Source organism: Aeromonas bivalvium (assembly GCF_046078285.1).
GTDB lineage: Bacteria > Pseudomonadota > Gammaproteobacteria > Enterobacterales > Aeromonadaceae > Aeromonas > Aeromonas bivalvium.
Genome location: NZ_JBGXBV010000001.1, coordinates 856,878 through 871,678 on the forward strand (window position 1 = coordinate 856,878; position 14,801 = coordinate 871,678).

The window sequence follows — 14,801 nt, forward strand, 5'->3', positions numbered from 1 at the left end:
GCCCGACGGGCCCGTTTTGCTATTCGTTTTCCAGCAGCCAGCGTTTGAGCAAGGCGGCCAGCTGCCCCTGCTCGGCCTGGGTCAGCGGGGCCAGCAGGCGCCGCTCGTTGGCCACGTGGCGCTCCACCGCATGGTCCACCAGCTCCCGCCCCGGCTCCGTCAGGCAGACCAAGAGGCTTCGCCTGTCATCGGGGGCCGCCTGCCGCACGATGAGGCCGCGCTGCTCCAGCTTGTCGAGCCGGGCCGTCATGGCCCCCGAGCTCAGCATGGCGGATTGATAGAGGGCGGTCGGGGTCAGCGGCTCGCCGGCCCGGCGCAGGGTCGCCAGTATGTCGAAGTCCGAGCCCAGCAGGCCGCACGCCTTGAGCTCTTCGCTCACCTCGCGCCCGGCGATCACCGCCATGCGCGCCACCCGCCCCAGCACCCCCATGGGGGAGCAGTCGAGATCCGGTCGCTGCCGCGCCCACTGGGCCAGCAAGAGGTCTACATGATCACTATCCATTCCGGCTCCATTATCTTTACGAAAAGATACTTGATAATAAACCAACTCGCGGCTAAGTTATCTTTACTTGAAGATACTTTATTGCGAGACAACCATGCCACTGCTGATCGCCCTGCTCGCCCCCCTGCTCTGGGGCAGTACCTATGCCGTCGTCAGCCTCTATCTGACTGACTACTCCCCCTACTGGGTGGCCGTGTGGCGCGCCCTGCCAGCCGGGCTCCTGCTGCTGCTGTGCCATCCCCGCAGGCCACCGCTCACCTGGAACCGGCAGTTCCTGCTGGCGTTTTGCAACATCACCGCCTTCTTCGCCCTGCTGTTCGTGGCGGCCTATCGCCTGCCGGGCGCCGTGGCGGGCACCCTGGGCGCCACCCTGCCCCTCGTCCTGATGGGACTGGCCTGGGTGCAGGACGGCGTCAGGCCGACCCTCAAGTGGCTGCTGCTGGGGCTGATGGGACTCGCCGGTGTGCTCCTGCTGCTCAACCCCTCCGCCAACCTGGATCCCGTCGGCGTGGCGTGCGCCCTGCTGGCCACCCTGCTCATCGGTCAGTCCAGCCGCTGGATGCAGCGCTGGCCGGTGAGCGATCTGCTGGCGCTGACCGCCTGGCAGCTGCTGCTGGGGGGCCTGATGCTGATCCCGCTGGCCTGGTGGCTGGCAGGCCCCATGCCGCTGCCGCAGCCGGCTAGTGCCCCCGGGCTCATCTGGCTTGTCCTGCTCAACACGGCACTGGCCTACTGGGCCTGGCTGTGGGGGCTCAAGCGCCACGGCCCCGAGGTGATGGGCATGCTGGCCCTCACCAACCCCATGGTGGCGGTCTCCTTCGGTGTGCTGCTGGTGGGAGAGGCCCTGGACGGCCGCCAGTGGCTCGGCATCGCCGTGATCCTGCTCTCCCTGTTCCTGATGAAGCTGCCGACCCGGCCCCTCTTCAAGGACAGGCAGACAGCCAAGGCTTGCCCCGACCAGCCGGGAAATGGCTGATCGGGCACCAGATCCCCGCCAGGCACACAGCAAAAAGGAGCCAATATGGCTCCTTTTTCTGCGCTGCGGTGACGGGTATCAGGCTCAGACGCCAGCCTTGGCCAGGGCCGCGGAGACGATCTGCTGGGCCTCCTGCTGAATCAGATCCAGGTGCGCCTCGCCCTTGAAGCTCTCCATGTAGATCTTGTAGATGGATTCGGTACCCGAGGGGCGCGCCGCGAACCAGCCGTTCTCGGTCACCACCTTGAGGCCGCCGATGGCGGCGTCGTTGCCGGGAGCCCTGGTCAGCTTGGCAAGGATGGGCTCGCCGGCGAGCGTTGAGGCTTCCACCAGGGCCGGATCCAGCTTGGAGAGCACCGCCTTCTGGGCGCTGTTGGCGGGAGCGTCGATGCGACGGTAGCTGGAGCGACCGAACCTGGCTTCCAGGGCATCGTAGTGGGCCTGGGGATCCTTGCCGGTCACGGCCAGGATCTCGGCGGCCAGCAGCGCCAGGATGAAGCCATCCTTGTCTGTGGTCCAGACGGTGCCGTCCTTGCGCAGGAAGGAGGCGCCCGCGCTCTCCTCGCCGCCAAAGCCGAACTCGCCGCTGAAAAGACCATCCACGAACCACTTGAAGCCGACCGGCACCTCTTTCAGGGTGCGGCCGATCTCGCCGGCAACCCGGTCGATCATGGACGAGGAGACCAGCGTCTTGCCGACGGCGGCCGTCTTGGGCCAGCCGGTTCTGTGGGTGAACAGATACTGGATGGCCACCGCCAGGTAGTGGTTCGGGTTCATCAGCCCCGCCTTGGTGACGATGCCGTGACGGTCGTAGTCAGGGTCGTTGCCAAGGGCGATGTCGAACTTGTCTTTCAGGGCAATCAGGCCCGCCATGGCGAAGGGGCTGGAGCAATCCATCCGGATCTTGCCATCCTTGTCCAGGGTCATGAAGGAGAAGGTCGGGTCGACCTTGTAGTTCACCACCTCTATGTCCAGACCATATGTCTTGGCGATCACGTCCCAATAGGCCACGCCTGAGCCGCCCAGGGGATCGACACCAATCTTGATGCCGGCGCGCTTGATGGCCGCCAGGTCCAGCACGTTCTCAAGATCGTCCACATAGGGGGTGACATAGTCGTGCTCGACCACGAACTCACTGGCCAGGGCCTCGGCGAACGGCATCCGCTTCACGCCGGCCAGACCGGCTTCCAGAATGGCGTTGGCTCTGTCTTCCACCCACTTGGTGATCTCCCCTTCGGCAGGACCGCCGTGGGGGGGGTTGTACTTGAAGCCACCGTCTTCCGGCGGGTTGTGGGACGGGGTGATCACCACGCCGTCCGCCAGGGCCGCCGGCTTGCCGGCGTTGTGGCGCAGGATGGCGTGGGAGATGACCGGGGTCGGCGTGAAGCCGAGGCCTGCCTGGATGCGGGTCTCGACGCCATTGGCCGCCAGCACTTCCACCGCGCTGGAGAAGGCGGATTCAGAGAGGGCATGGGTATCCATGCCCACAAACAGCGGGCCCGTGATGCCGGCCTGCTGGCGATACTCCACCAGCGCCTGGGTCACCGCCAGGATGTGGGATTCGGTGAAGGCGTTGTGCAGGGCGCTGCCCCGGTGGCCGGAGGTGCCAAAGGCTACCCGCTGCTCGGGGCGGCTCATGTCCGGCTTGTTGAGGTAGTAGGCGCTGACCAGACGGGGAATGTTGGTCAGGTCACTTAAACGAGCCGGCTGACCGGCGTGAGCATGCTGTGCCATGGCGTATTCCTTGCTTGCTAACTGCTTGACGAAACAGGCCCGGGTGAGGGCCCCGCGCATTCAAAGATCAGAATCCATTGAGCCCATGGCTCCTCATCACACCAGGGCGCAGGCCTCTGCAATCAGGGCCTCGTCATAGCCCATGCTGGCCATCAGCTGGGCCACCATGTTCTGCTTGCGGCTGGTATTGGTATTGGTGATGACCCAGAAGGGGGTCTCGGGCACCGGCTTGGGTTTGGTGGTGCTGCCGCTGGCGCGCAGGGCTTCCGGATCCTGGGAGAAATAGACGCGCTTGCGCCCCTTTATCTCGGTAGCCTGGGTGAAGCCCGCCGGATCGTCCCGGTAGAGGGTGCTGAGCAGCAGCATGAAACGATTGATGGACTTCTCCTCCTGCTGCAATGCACCCGAGGCCAGCAGGCGCGTCAGCGCCTCGCTCCCGGCGGCCACGGGCTGCGGATCGGCGGGGGTGACATCGGCCAGGGCGGATGCTGGCGGTATCGCCTTGATGCGGGCGGGCTGCTCCAGCAGGCGGCGCAATATGTCGGAGGCACTCTCACCTATGTGGCGGGTCTGGCTGGCGATATAGAAGTAGAGATCGTCATCAAGTTCGATGGTTTTCATAGGGTTGGCGCTGGACTCACGGAAAGTGGGATGGGGCGATTATACATAGCCAGACCCGACGGCCCAAGCGGCCCGTCAGATGTGCATGAAACTCCACGAGAATACGGCATAATGGCGGGCCAAGTGTGTGATCCCCCGCACTGAGTAGCCTATTCGGGGCCATTTTTTTGGAAAAAAACCACAAAAAAATCCCCACCAAGGAATGAAATCCTTTTCTTTCAGTGCATTAAAAAACAGGCGAAACAGCCCACGACCGACAAGGTGTCATTTTGCAACAACACTCATTATTGAACTTCAAGGAGCAGGGCCAGGGCCCGGCCGTGGTGCTGATCCATGGCCTGTTCGGCAGCCTGGACAACCTGGGCCTGCTGGCCCGCCCCCTCGGCGAGCAATACAGGGTCATCAGCCTGGATCTGCGCAACCACGGCGCCTCCTTTCACTCAGACGAGATGAGCTACCCACAGCAGGCGGCGGACGTGCTCGCCCTGCTGGATCATCTGGCGCTGGACAAGGCAGCCCTGATCGGCCACTCCATGGGGGGCAAGGTGGCCATGCAGGTTGCCAAGCTGGCTCCCCACAGGGTCAACCAGCTGGTGGTGGCCGACATGGCCCCGGTGGCCTATCCCCATGCCCGCCACCAGAACGTGTTCGCCGGCCTGAACGCCACGCTCACGCGCGCCCCCCAAAGCCGCAGCGAGGCAGAAGCCATCCTGGCCGAACATATCGAGATCGCCGGCGTGCGCCAGTTCCTGCTCAAGTCTTTTGCCAAAACCGAGACGGGCTGGGGCTGGCGCTTCAACGTGCCGGCCCTTGAGCGCAACTACGCCAACATCATGGGTTGGCCCGATGCCGACGCCCGTTTCGAGGGGCCGACCCTGTTCATCAAGGGCGGCGAGTCGGACTATATGCTGCCCGCCTATACCGAGACAGTGATGGCGCAATTCCCCGCCGCAAAGGCCCGGGTCATCGCCGGAACCGGCCACTGGCTCCACGCCGAGAAGCCGGTTTTGTTCAACAAACTGGTTGTGGATTTCCTGTCTACAGGCGGTTAACAGTTTCAAATCCTTTGTGATATAGTGCCGCCCGTCATAAGGAGTGTGCGCAATCCATGTTGAGCCAACATATTGAACTGATCGAGAGTCTGGGCCTGAAACTGTTTTTCGTGGCCGTTTTTCTGTTGATTGGTCTGGCTATCCAGGACGTACTCAAACGCGGCAATGTGCCCCGTTTCGGTCGCTTCATCGTCTGGCTGGTACTGTTTTTAGGTTGCGCGGGTTTTGTCGCCAAGGGGCTGATCGAACTGAGCTGGGAAGGCTCGGGTCTCGGCTAACTGCTCATAGATGAAGTATGGCCAAACAGCAAACTGATCGAACAACACTGGATCTGTTCGCAAATGAGAAGCGCCCCGGCAGGCCAAAGACCAACCCACTCCCCCGCGAGACCCAGCTCAAGATCAACAAGCGCAATCAGCTCAAGCGCGATCGGGAGAATGGACTGAAGCGGGTAGAGTTAAAGGTGGAGGCCGAGTTGCTGGAGCGCCTGAACCAACTTGCGCTGCAACAGAACGTCAGCCGCGCCGAGCTGATCCAATCTATCCTGAAGCAACAGATCGACTCTGCCCTCGTGGCGGGTCAGCTGATCTGACCGTTAAGCATCAACACCAAATACGGGTAACTAAACACTATGGCAAGTGTAGGTCTGTTTTTCGGCAGCGATACCGGTAATACCGAAGCTGTCGCCAAGATGATCCAGAAAGAGCTGGGCAAACAACTGATTGAAGTCCGTGACATCGCCAAGAGCAGCAAGGCCGACATCGACAGCTTCAGTCTGCTGATGTTCGGCATCCCGACTTGGTACTACGGCGAAGCCCAAGCCGATTGGGACGACTTCTTCCCGGAACTCGAAGAGATCGACTTCACCGACAAGCTGGTCGCCATCTTCGGTTGCGGCGATCAGGAAGACTATTCCGAGTACTTCCTCGACGCCATGGGCACCCTGCGTGACATCGTCGAGGCCAAGGGCGCCATCATCATAGGCCACTGGCCAACCGCAGGTTACGACTTCGAGGCCTCCAAGGCCCTGGTCGATGACAAGCACTTCGTCGGTCTGGGGATCGATGAGGATCGCCAGCCCGAGCTGACCGCCGAGCGCGTCAAGGGCTGGTGCAAGCAGATCCATGAAGAGATGTGCCTCGCCGAACTGGAGTGAGACATGTCTGTTGAAAAACGGCCCGATCGGGCCGTTTTTTTATGGCATTTTTCTGTCGGCAGACGCCGTCATGCCCCCTGACGCCCCTGTGTTCCCGTTTCCCTGTGCTCCTTGCGCTGGCGCACATAGAGGGTGCGCCTGATCTCGGCCACCAGCTCGCCCTTCTGATCCAGGACCAGCACATCGAACTCGGGAAAATGCTTGTCCCCCTGGCGCGTCGCCGCCGCTATCTCGGTCAGCTTGGCCTCGGTCAGATTGAACTCGGCGATGAGCTTGCCCTTGCCCGGCTTGATGTAGTTGATGCTGCCCGCCTTGTCCCAGACGTAGTAGTGGTTCTTGAAATACCCCATCAGCATCAGCGGGTAGATGGGATCCGTCATGGCGAACATGCTGCCGCCAAACTGGGTCCGGTTGGCATTCTTGTTCCACCAGCGGGACTTCAAGGTCACCCGGCAGAACCGGAAGTCATCGCTCAGGGTTTCTATCTTGATGCCGGCACCCCAGAAAGGAGGCCAGGCGTTGAGGGCGCGGCGCACCCAGGCCGCATTGTCAAAAAGCCAATCCATGGATCTCATCCGACCAGATAAACAGGTGTTACATCTTAACAACAATTCGAAGGCAGGCAAGGGGAGCAAAATAATCCAATCCCAGTCTTTCGACGGAAAATAGATGCTAAACCCTTTGAATTACTGGGTTTATTTTATGTGACCGTACGACCTATAATGACATTGGATCTGAGTTCAAGGTTGCCATTCCCGCGCCAGTCACTCAGAATAACCCCACCTTCGAGAATGCGAATAAGTTGAATATGCCAGACAATAATCAAGCGTTAAAAAAGGCCGGGCTCAAAATCACCCTGCCGCGCGTCAAGATCCTCGAGATCCTGCAGCAGCCGGAATGCCAGCACACCAGTGCCGAAGACCTCTACAAACGACTGATCGATCATGGTGAAGAGATTGGTCTGGCGACCGTGTACCGCGTTCTCAACCAGTTTGATGATGCTGGCATCGTCACCCGTCACCACTTCGAGGGCGGCAAGTCCGTGTTTGAGCTGTCGACCCAGGAGCACCACGACCACCTGGTCTGCCTCGACTGTGGCAAGGTGATCGAGTTCTCCGATGAAGTGATCGAACAACGTCAGCGCGACATCGCCAAGCATCACAACATCCGCCTGACCAACCACAGCCTCTATCTGTATGGCCACTGTGCCAACGGGGACTGCAAGCACGACGAATAACGCCGCCGACCGCGAGCAGCCATGAAAAAGCCAGCATGACGCTGGCTTTTTTTGTGTCCGCAATCCGGACCAGAGTGGCAGGGTCTCCCCTGCCCTCTGCCGCCAAAGGCGATTTGTCAGGCTTCGGCCTTGCCCCAGACGTCACGCAGGGCGACGGTGCGGTTGAACACCAGGTGCTCAGGGCTGGAGAGCTTGCTGTCGGCACAAAAATAGCCTTCGCGCTCGAACTGGTAGGCAAACTCCGGCTTGGCGTCCTTGAGGGAAGCCTCGACCCGGGCCCCTTCGATGACAACCAGAGACTCTGGATTGAGGGCCCCTTCGAAGTCGTCCTCGGCACCCGGGTTCGGTACCTTGAACAGACGGTCATAGAGACGCACTTCGGCCGGCAGGGAGTGGGTGGCGCTGACCCAGTGGATCACCCCTTTCACCTTGCGACCGTCGGCCGGATCCTTGCCCAGGGTCTCGGGATCGTAGGAGCAGTAGATGCAGGTAACCTTGCCGTCCGCATCCTTCTCGACTCGCTCGGCCTTGATGACGTAGGCGTTGCGCAGGCGCACTTCCTTGCCCAGTACCAGACGCTTGAACTGCTTGTTGGCTTCCTCTTTGAAGTCCGCCTCGTCGATGAAGATTTCGCGGGTGAAGTTCAACTCGCGGGTGCCCATCTCGGCATTGTTCGGGTGAGCCGATGCGGTCAGCACCTCGTCGGCCGCCAGATTCTCGATGACCACCTTCACCGGATGCAGCACCGCCATGGCGCGGGGAGCGTGCTCGTTGAGGTCATCGCGAATGCAGGCTTCCAGCATGCTCATCTCGACGATGTTGTCCTGCTTGGTCACGCCGATGCGCTTGCAGAACTCGCGGATGGACGCCGGGGTATAGCCACGGCGGCGCAGCCCGGAGACGGTCAGCATGCGCGGATCATCCCAGCCATTGACGTGCCCCTCGGTCACCAGCAGGTTCAGCTTGCGCTTGGACATGACGGTGTATTCGAGGTTCAGGCGGGAGAACTCGTACTGACGGGGGTGGCAGTCGATGCTGATGTTGTCCAGCACCCAGTCATACAGGCGGCGGTTGTCCTGGAACTCCAGGGTGCACAGGGAGTGGGTGATCCCCTCCAGGGCGTCCGAGATGCAGTGGGTAAAATCATACATGGGGTAGATGCACCACTGGTCACCTGTCTGGTGATGGTGGGCAAACTTGATGCGATAGATGACGGGGTCGCGCATCACCATGAAGGGGGATGCCATGTCGATCTTGGCACGCAGGCAGGCGCTGCCCTCGGCAAATTCGCCGTTCTTCATCTTGGCGAACAGGGCCAGGTTCTCTTCCACGCTGCGATCGCGGAACGGGCTGTTCTTGCCCGGCGCGGTCAGGGTGCCGCGGTACTCGCGCATCTGCTCGGCAGAGAGCTCGTCCACATAGGCCAGCCCCTTCTCGATGAGCTCGACGGCGTAGCCGTGCAGCTTGTCGAAATAGTCGGAGGAGTAGCGGATCTCGCCGCTCCACTGGAAGCCCAGCCACTGCACGTCCCGCTTGATGGACTCGACGTACTCTATGTCTTCCTTGACCGGGTTGGTGTCATCGAAACGCAGGTTGCACTGGCCCTGGTAGTCACGGGCGATGCCGAAGTTCAGGCAGATGGACTTGGCATGGCCGATATGGAGATAACCGTTCGGCTCGGGAGGAAAACGGGTCTGCACGCTCTTGTGCTTACCGCTGGCCAGATCCTCATCGATGATCTGACGAATAAAGTTGCTCGGGCTGTTCGCCTCAGTCATGGCTCACCTCAAAATGCGCGTCACTGGCGAGGGGCGAGCCACTGGCTTCGATCCCCCGCCGTCAAGCCGGGTATGATCCCCTATTCGGGCGCGCGCCTCAACCGGAATTTTGTCCCTTTCGGCCCAGGTGGCGGCCATGATGGACAAAGCGGCGTCAGGGAGGGTGGGCACCCGGCCCCGCTCCCCTGTCGCGGGGACCGTCTCGGCCGCCAGGGGGACAAGGTTGCGCCCCCGTGCTGCCCTGCAGACAAAAAAAGACCCCGCACCAGGCGGGGTTGAAGGTGATGACAACATCAAAACAGACTCACACACAACAAAGGTTCACACGCAGAGTCAACCTTTCCCAAGGCTGGCGACGCCGGCCTTGGGAAAGGCGGGTCTTGCGACCCACCTTGCGTTATCAATCGCGAGCCATCAGTTCAGCTCGGTGACGCGGCTGGTGCGCTTGCCATCGAAGCTGGTGGTACGCAGCCAGACCTTGCCGTTGACGGTCGGCTTGGCCGCCGCGTCATAGGCGGTCCAGGTGGTGCCGTCCAGGCTGTACTGGATGGGCAGACCCGGCAAGTCCACGTTCGCTTCCAGCTTGCCGTTCACCACCTTGGCGCCCGGCACCGAGAGACGGTACTCGACACCGGCCTGATCCAGCTTGGGCAACTGGCGCTGGGCCAGGGCGTTGGCAAACTGGTTCCACTCCTGGTTCAGGGTGGCCTTGTTGACGTGCTTGGTGGTGCCTGAGAACTCGCGGCCCTTCACGTAGTCGAGCTCGAAGCCGCCCTTGTGCCAGGCGCGCTCGGCCACGGAGAAGATGCGCGGATAGACCATGTACTCGTACTGGGCATCGGTGCGCACGGTTTCGCTCCACAGCTGGCCTGAGATCCCCTTGAACTTGACCGGTTCCTGGTCGCCCTTGGCCACGAAGGCATTGCCATCACGGTCCACCGAAGTCTCGGCGTTCTGAGGCAGGTTCTCCGGGGCGAAGGCGAACACCTTGCGGGTGTCGTTGAAGCGGGTCGCCCAGTAGTAGCCGCGCTCGGCCGGATGCACCTCGTTCGGGAAGTCGAAGTAGAGGTAATCGGGGTTGGAGAGCACCACCTCATAGCCCTTGTGCGCCCACTTCATCGCCTCGTTGAAGCCACCCCAGTAGAGGGTCTCCCAGAAGTTGACCCGGGTGTTGTCGGTGGCGAAGTCCTTGGCGCCGCTGGCGTATTTCAGACCATCTTCCCAGGCTTGCAGGGTGGAGAAGCCGTGGCCCTTGACCATCTCGCTCACTTCCTTGGCAAAGTACACAGGCAACTCGCCCACTTCCTTGATCTTGCCCTCGTCGATCATCTTCTGGCACAGGGGGGACTTGCCGAACGGCTTGTCCTGCTTGCTGGAGTCGACGTTGCCCTTCCAGGCGACCAGATCGGCGGCCGGGGTAACGGCCGGATCCTGATAGCCGCCGCCCTGCATGATGTTCTTCGCCTCGTCACCACCGTAGTGCCAGGCGGTCAGGGGCTGACCGGCGGCCTGGTGCATCTGGGCCACTTCGTCCATGACCTTGGCCACGAAGGTGGCGGCGCCCGGCTGGCAGGGGTTGATGAAGGACATCTTGTCGTAGAACTGCACCGAGGTGACGTTGGAGGTATCATCCGGGTCGGTCAAACGGAACTGGTTGGCTTCCGCTTCTTTGCCTTCCGCCATCAGACGCTGGTAGCGCGCCTCCATGGAGACCACGGCGGCACGGGCGTGGGCCGGCATGTTGATCTCGGGGATCACGGTCACGCCGCGAGCCTTGGCATAGCGCACCAGATCGATGTAATCCGCCTTGCTGTAGAAGCCGGAGCCCTGGTTGTCGCTGCCAGGACCTGAGCCCAGTTGCGGCATCAGGCACTGGGTCTCGGACTCGTCATGGCAACGCTGGCTGCCCACCTCGGTCAGCTCCGGCAGACCCGGGATCGCCAGGCGCCAGCCCTCATCGTTGGTCAATCCCAGGTGCAGCACGTTGAGCTTGGTGGCGGACATCTGGTCAACCAGCTTCTTCAGGGTCTCGGGGCTTCTGAAGTGACGGGCCACGTCGGTCTGCATGCCGCGGTATTCGAAGCGCGGCGCATCCTCGACGCTCATCTGGCTCACCCGCTTGTCATCCACCCCCAGGAGGGAGATCAGGGACTGGGCACCCCAGAAGGCGCCAGCGATGTCGCGACCCTGAATGACGGTGCCCTTCTGGCCTATGGTCATATCGTAGCCTTCGGCCTGCTTGACCTTGCTGCCGAGCTTGATGGTGACCGGATAGCCGGTGTCGGAGAGGGTAACACCCAGCCTGGTCAGTTGCGCCTTGATGGCATCGGCACGGTCGGTCGGCAGGTCGAGGGCATCGAGCTTGATGGTGGAGAGATCCACCTGGGGGCCCGCCTTGACCACCTGCTTGAGTGGGGTCGGCAGGATCTTGCTGTCCACCTTGGCCGCCGGCAGCAAGGTGCTGGTCTGGTTGGCGGCGAAGCGGGTTTCGCTGTTCATCAGGACGTTGTTGTCGTCCTTGGTGCGCTTCCAGCCGTCAGCCGGCATCGGCTTCTCGTAGCTGCTGGCATCGTCGATGTTGCTCATGCTGGCGATCACCTTGGGCTCGGCACCCTTGGCGGAGACATACCAGTTCGGCATGATGTCAGATTCGAACAATACCCAATACTCCACCACTAGGGGCACCTCGACCGTGGCATCCTTGGCAAAGCCCTGGAACTTGTCGGTCGGGGTCAGGCGATAGAGGTCACCGGTCAGGTGGGTGATGACGAACTGATCGTTGTCCACCCGCTGGATGCGGCGAATGGAGGAGACATAGATGCTCCAGTCCTTGGACGTCACGTCTGCACCGGTATTGGTCAGGTGCAGCTTGGCAACGCCGCAGCTCGCCCACTCGGCGCCCAGCGCCTGACAGTCGAGGCCGGCGCCGGCACCGTCGTTGGTGACGACTTCGTACTTGACGACGAGGTTGCTGGCGAGGGAATCGACCACGGCTTGTTTGGCGGCATCGGCGGCCAGTGCAGGGCCTGCGAAAACGGTAGACATGGCAATGGCTAACAGAGAATGTTTCAAGTTCATAACTGCTGCTCTCGTTTGAAGTAAAGGTTGGATTTTCTTGGCTTTTTTTATATGGGGCCCCAAGGCGGGGCCCTCAGTTATGTCAACAATGGACTTAGGCTTGAACGGACGGGCAGGGACAGACGCCCGTCCGGGTAACACTTAACGCAGGGCTTTCATCTCACCGGCAATGATCTCGGCCAGGGGGCCAAGGATGACTTGCAGGTTCTGCTCACCCAGCTTGACCACACCGGCGGCGCCCAGGGCCTTGAGCTGGCGCTCGTCGACGATGCTGCGGTCTTTCAGGGTCAGACGCAGGCGGGTGATGCAGGCATCGATGGTGACCAGGTTGTCATGACCACCCAGCACTTCCAGGTACTGCTTGGCCAGCTCGGTACGGTCGGTGGTTTGAGCCTGAGCCGGTACAGCCTCGTCATCTTCACGACCCGGGGTTTTCAGACCCAGTTTGGCAATGACGGCGCGGAAGACCACGTAGTAGAGGCCGAAGAACACCAGACCCTGCGGGATCAGCATGTACCAGTTAGTCGCCAGCGGGTTGCGGCTGGAGAGCACCATATCCACCAGGCCTGCACTGAAGCCGAAACCAGCCATCCAGTGCATGCTGGCGGCGATGAACACGGAGATACCGGTCAGGAACGCGTGGATGACGTACAGTACCGGCGCCACGAACATGAAGGAGAACTCGAGCGGCTCGGTCACCCCGGTAAAGAAGGAGGCAAAGGCGGCGGCGATCATGATGGACGCAACCTTGTCCTTGTTCTCTTTCTTGGCAGAGTGGTAGATGGCCAGTGCGGCACCCGGCAGACCGAACATCATGATCGGGAAGAAGCCGGCCTGGTACATGCCGGTCACACCGGCGACAGCCTTGCCGGCGTCGATGGAGGACTGACCGCCCAGGAAGTTCGGGATGTCGTTGATGCCGGCCACGTCGAACCAGAACACGGAGTTCAGGGCGTGGTGCAGACCAATCGGGATCAGCAGACGGTTGAAGAAAGCGTAGATGCCGGCGCCGGTGGAACCCAGGTTGACGATGGATTCACCAAAGCTCACCAGACCACCGTAAATGACCGGCCAGACGGCCATCAGCACGAAGGCGACCACGATCATCACCACGGAGGTCACGATCGGCACCAGACGACGGCCGGAGAAGAAGGCCAGCGCCTTGTGCAGTTCCACACTGCTGAAGCGGTTATAGAGCTCGGCCGCGATCACACCGGTCAAGATACCGATGAACTGGTTCTCAATCTTGCCAAACGCAGCAGGCACCTGGTCCAGCGGGATCTGCTGGATTTGGGATACCGCGCCCGGGCTCAGCAAGGTGGTCACCACCAGATAACCGACCAGACCGGCCAGCGCGGCAGAACCGTCTTTGTCTTTGGACATGCCATAGGCAACACCCACGGCAAACAGGATGGCCATCTTGTCGATGATGGCGGAACCCGCCTTGATCAGGAAGGCGGCCAGCGCGCTGTCACCACCCCAACCGTTCGGGTCAATCCAGTAACCAATCCCCATCAGGATCGCTGCGGCAGGTAAGACCGCTACCGGCACCATCAGGGCACGGCCGATCTTCTGTAAATAACCGAGAATGTTCACGGCTCCTCTCCTTAGTTAATGTTTTGCTAGAAATTAAGTGCTTATTACGTTTGACGCATAAGCCATCAAGGCTTGATTGGCAGTCTAGGTCTTTTATTTCGCTGCGCAAATTAATAAAGCCACAATCGTGATCATTGTCACCCAAATGAGATAAAGGCAGTCGATACATGTGGCTTAGTTCGCAATCTTTATTTACGCTATAAAACAACTAGGAACCCGCTACCGCGCCCATGCCGGTAACAACCGAATAGAGGTACTCGAAATGCGCCTGATCCCCCTCAAGTCTGCCAACCAGGTCGGTCTGTGGTCTGCCCGTTACATCGTCGACCGCATCAACGCCTTCCAGCCGACTGCCGAGCGCCCCTTCGTGTTGGGCCTGCCCACCGGCGGCACCCCGCTCAACACCTACAAGCGCCTGATTGAGCTGCATAAGGCCGGTGAAGTGAGCTTCGAGCACGTGGTGACCTTCAACATGGACGAGTACGTCGGCCTGGCCGAGAACCATCCTGAGTCCTACCACAGCTTCATGTACAACAACTTCTTCAATCACGTCGACATTCGCCCGGAAAACATCAACATCCTCAACGGCAACGCCGAGGACCTGGTGGCAGAGTGCAAGCGTTATGAGGACAAGATCAAGTCCTACGGCAAGATCCACCTGTTCATGGGCGGGGTCGGCAACGACGGTCACATCGCCTTCAACGAGCCGGCCTCTTCCCTGGCCTCCCGCACCCGGGTCAAGACCCTGACCGAGGACACCCGCATCGCCAACTCCCGCTTCTTCGGCGGCGATATGGAACAGGTGCCCAAGCTGGCACTGACCGTGGGCGTCGGCACCCTGATGGATGCCGAGGAGATACTGATCCTGGTCACGGGTCACGGCAAGGCGCTGGCCCTGCAGGCGGCGGTGGAAGGCTGCGTCAACCACATGTGGACCATCTCCACCCTGCAGCTGCATCCGAAGGGACTCATGGTATGTGACGAACCCTCCACCATGGAGCTGAAGGTCAAGACGGTGCGCTACTTCCAGCAGCTGGAAGCCGACAACATCGGCCGTCTGTAAGGAGGCAA

14 protein-coding genes are annotated in these 14,801 nt (G+C 61.0%); 7 read left to right on the forward strand and 7 right to left on the reverse strand.

Going from position 1 to position 14,801, the window contains the following annotated elements:
- Positions 1-19: 19 nt before the first annotated feature.
- On the reverse strand, positions 20-502 hold the full coding sequence (locus ACEUCR_RS03900; protein ID WP_041997756.1) for a MarR family winged helix-turn-helix transcriptional regulator: 483 nt from the start codon (positions 500-502) through the stop codon (positions 20-22).
- A 94-nt stretch (positions 503-596) separates the two neighbouring features.
- Between ACEUCR_RS03900 and ACEUCR_RS03905 the strand changes: the two genes are divergently transcribed.
- On the forward strand, positions 597-1,478 hold the full coding sequence (locus tag ACEUCR_RS03905; protein WP_408788150.1) for a DMT family transporter: 882 nt from the start codon (positions 597-599) through the stop codon (positions 1,476-1,478).
- Positions 1,479-1,562: 84 nt separating this feature from the next.
- Here the strand turns inward: ACEUCR_RS03905 and pgm are convergent, their stop codons facing one another.
- Together pgm and seqA are read right to left on the reverse strand one after the other, a co-directional pair.
- Positions 1,563-3,212 (reverse strand): phosphoglucomutase (alpha-D-glucose-1,6-bisphosphate-dependent), encoded by a 1,650-nt coding sequence (gene pgm, locus ACEUCR_RS03910; protein WP_408788153.1) that lies wholly within the window; start codon positions 3,210-3,212, stop codon positions 1,563-1,565.
- A 96-nt stretch (positions 3,213-3,308) separates the two neighbouring features.
- Positions 3,309-3,833 (reverse strand): replication initiation negative regulator SeqA, encoded by a 525-nt coding sequence (gene seqA, locus ACEUCR_RS03915; RefSeq protein ID WP_408788156.1) that lies wholly within the window; start codon positions 3,831-3,833, stop codon positions 3,309-3,311.
- A 287-nt stretch (positions 3,834-4,120) separates the two neighbouring features.
- Between seqA and ACEUCR_RS03920 the strand changes: the two genes are divergently transcribed.
- The 4 genes from ACEUCR_RS03920 to fldA are packed head-to-tail and all read left to right on the forward strand — an operon-like array spanning position 4,121 to position 6,041.
- Positions 4,121-4,885, forward strand: a complete 765-nt coding sequence (locus tag ACEUCR_RS03920; RefSeq protein WP_408789032.1) for an alpha/beta fold hydrolase — start codon at positions 4,121-4,123, stop codon at positions 4,883-4,885.
- Between the two features lie 56 nt (positions 4,886-4,941).
- Positions 4,942-5,163 carry a DUF2788 domain-containing protein gene (locus ACEUCR_RS03925; RefSeq protein WP_005894863.1) on the forward strand — a complete coding sequence of 74 codons (222 nt, stop codon included), beginning with the start codon at positions 4,942-4,944 and terminating at the stop codon, positions 5,161-5,163.
- Positions 5,164-5,180: 17 nt separating this feature from the next.
- Entirely contained in the window at positions 5,181-5,477 is a 297-nt protein-coding gene (gene ybfE / locus ACEUCR_RS03930; RefSeq protein WP_041997752.1) for a LexA regulated protein, read from the forward strand.
- Positions 5,478-5,516: 39 nt separating this feature from the next.
- Positions 5,517-6,041: a flavodoxin FldA gene (gene fldA / locus ACEUCR_RS03935; RefSeq protein WP_041997751.1), complete on the forward strand. Its 525-nt coding sequence runs from the start codon at positions 5,517-5,519 to the stop codon at positions 6,039-6,041.
- A gap of 68 nt (positions 6,042-6,109) precedes the next feature.
- Here the strand turns inward: fldA and ACEUCR_RS03940 are convergent, their stop codons facing one another.
- Complete coding sequence (locus ACEUCR_RS03940; protein WP_041997750.1) at positions 6,110-6,607, reverse strand: DUF4442 domain-containing protein; 498 nt, start codon at positions 6,605-6,607, stop codon at positions 6,110-6,112.
- A gap of 242 nt (positions 6,608-6,849) precedes the next feature.
- On the opposite strand from ACEUCR_RS03940, the gene fur reads away from it, so the two are divergent.
- On the forward strand, positions 6,850-7,278 hold the full coding sequence (gene fur / locus ACEUCR_RS03945) for a ferric iron uptake transcriptional regulator (RefSeq protein WP_005894855.1): 429 nt from the start codon (positions 6,850-6,852) through the stop codon (positions 7,276-7,278).
- A gap of 116 nt (positions 7,279-7,394) precedes the next feature.
- Here fur and glnS read toward each other — a convergent pair whose 3' ends face one another.
- From glnS to nagE, 3 genes are all read right to left on the reverse strand, one after another.
- Complete coding sequence (glnS, locus tag ACEUCR_RS03950) at positions 7,395-9,056, reverse strand: glutamine--tRNA ligase (RefSeq protein ID WP_408788161.1); 1,662 nt, start codon at positions 9,054-9,056, stop codon at positions 7,395-7,397.
- A gap of 414 nt (positions 9,057-9,470) precedes the next feature.
- Positions 9,471-12,134, reverse strand: coding sequence for a beta-N-acetylhexosaminidase (locus ACEUCR_RS03955; protein ID WP_408788164.1), 2,664 nt, complete (start codon positions 12,132-12,134; stop codon positions 9,471-9,473).
- Positions 12,135-12,275: 141 nt separating this feature from the next.
- Positions 12,276-13,730, reverse strand: a complete 1,455-nt coding sequence (gene nagE / locus ACEUCR_RS03960) for an N-acetylglucosamine-specific PTS transporter subunit IIBC (RefSeq protein WP_408788167.1) — start codon at positions 13,728-13,730, stop codon at positions 12,276-12,278.
- Between the two features lie 262 nt (positions 13,731-13,992).
- On the opposite strand from nagE, the gene nagB reads away from it, so the two are divergent.
- Complete coding sequence (gene nagB, locus ACEUCR_RS03965; protein WP_041997745.1) at positions 13,993-14,793, forward strand: glucosamine-6-phosphate deaminase; 801 nt, start codon at positions 13,993-13,995, stop codon at positions 14,791-14,793.
- Positions 14,794-14,801 lie beyond the last annotated feature (8 nt).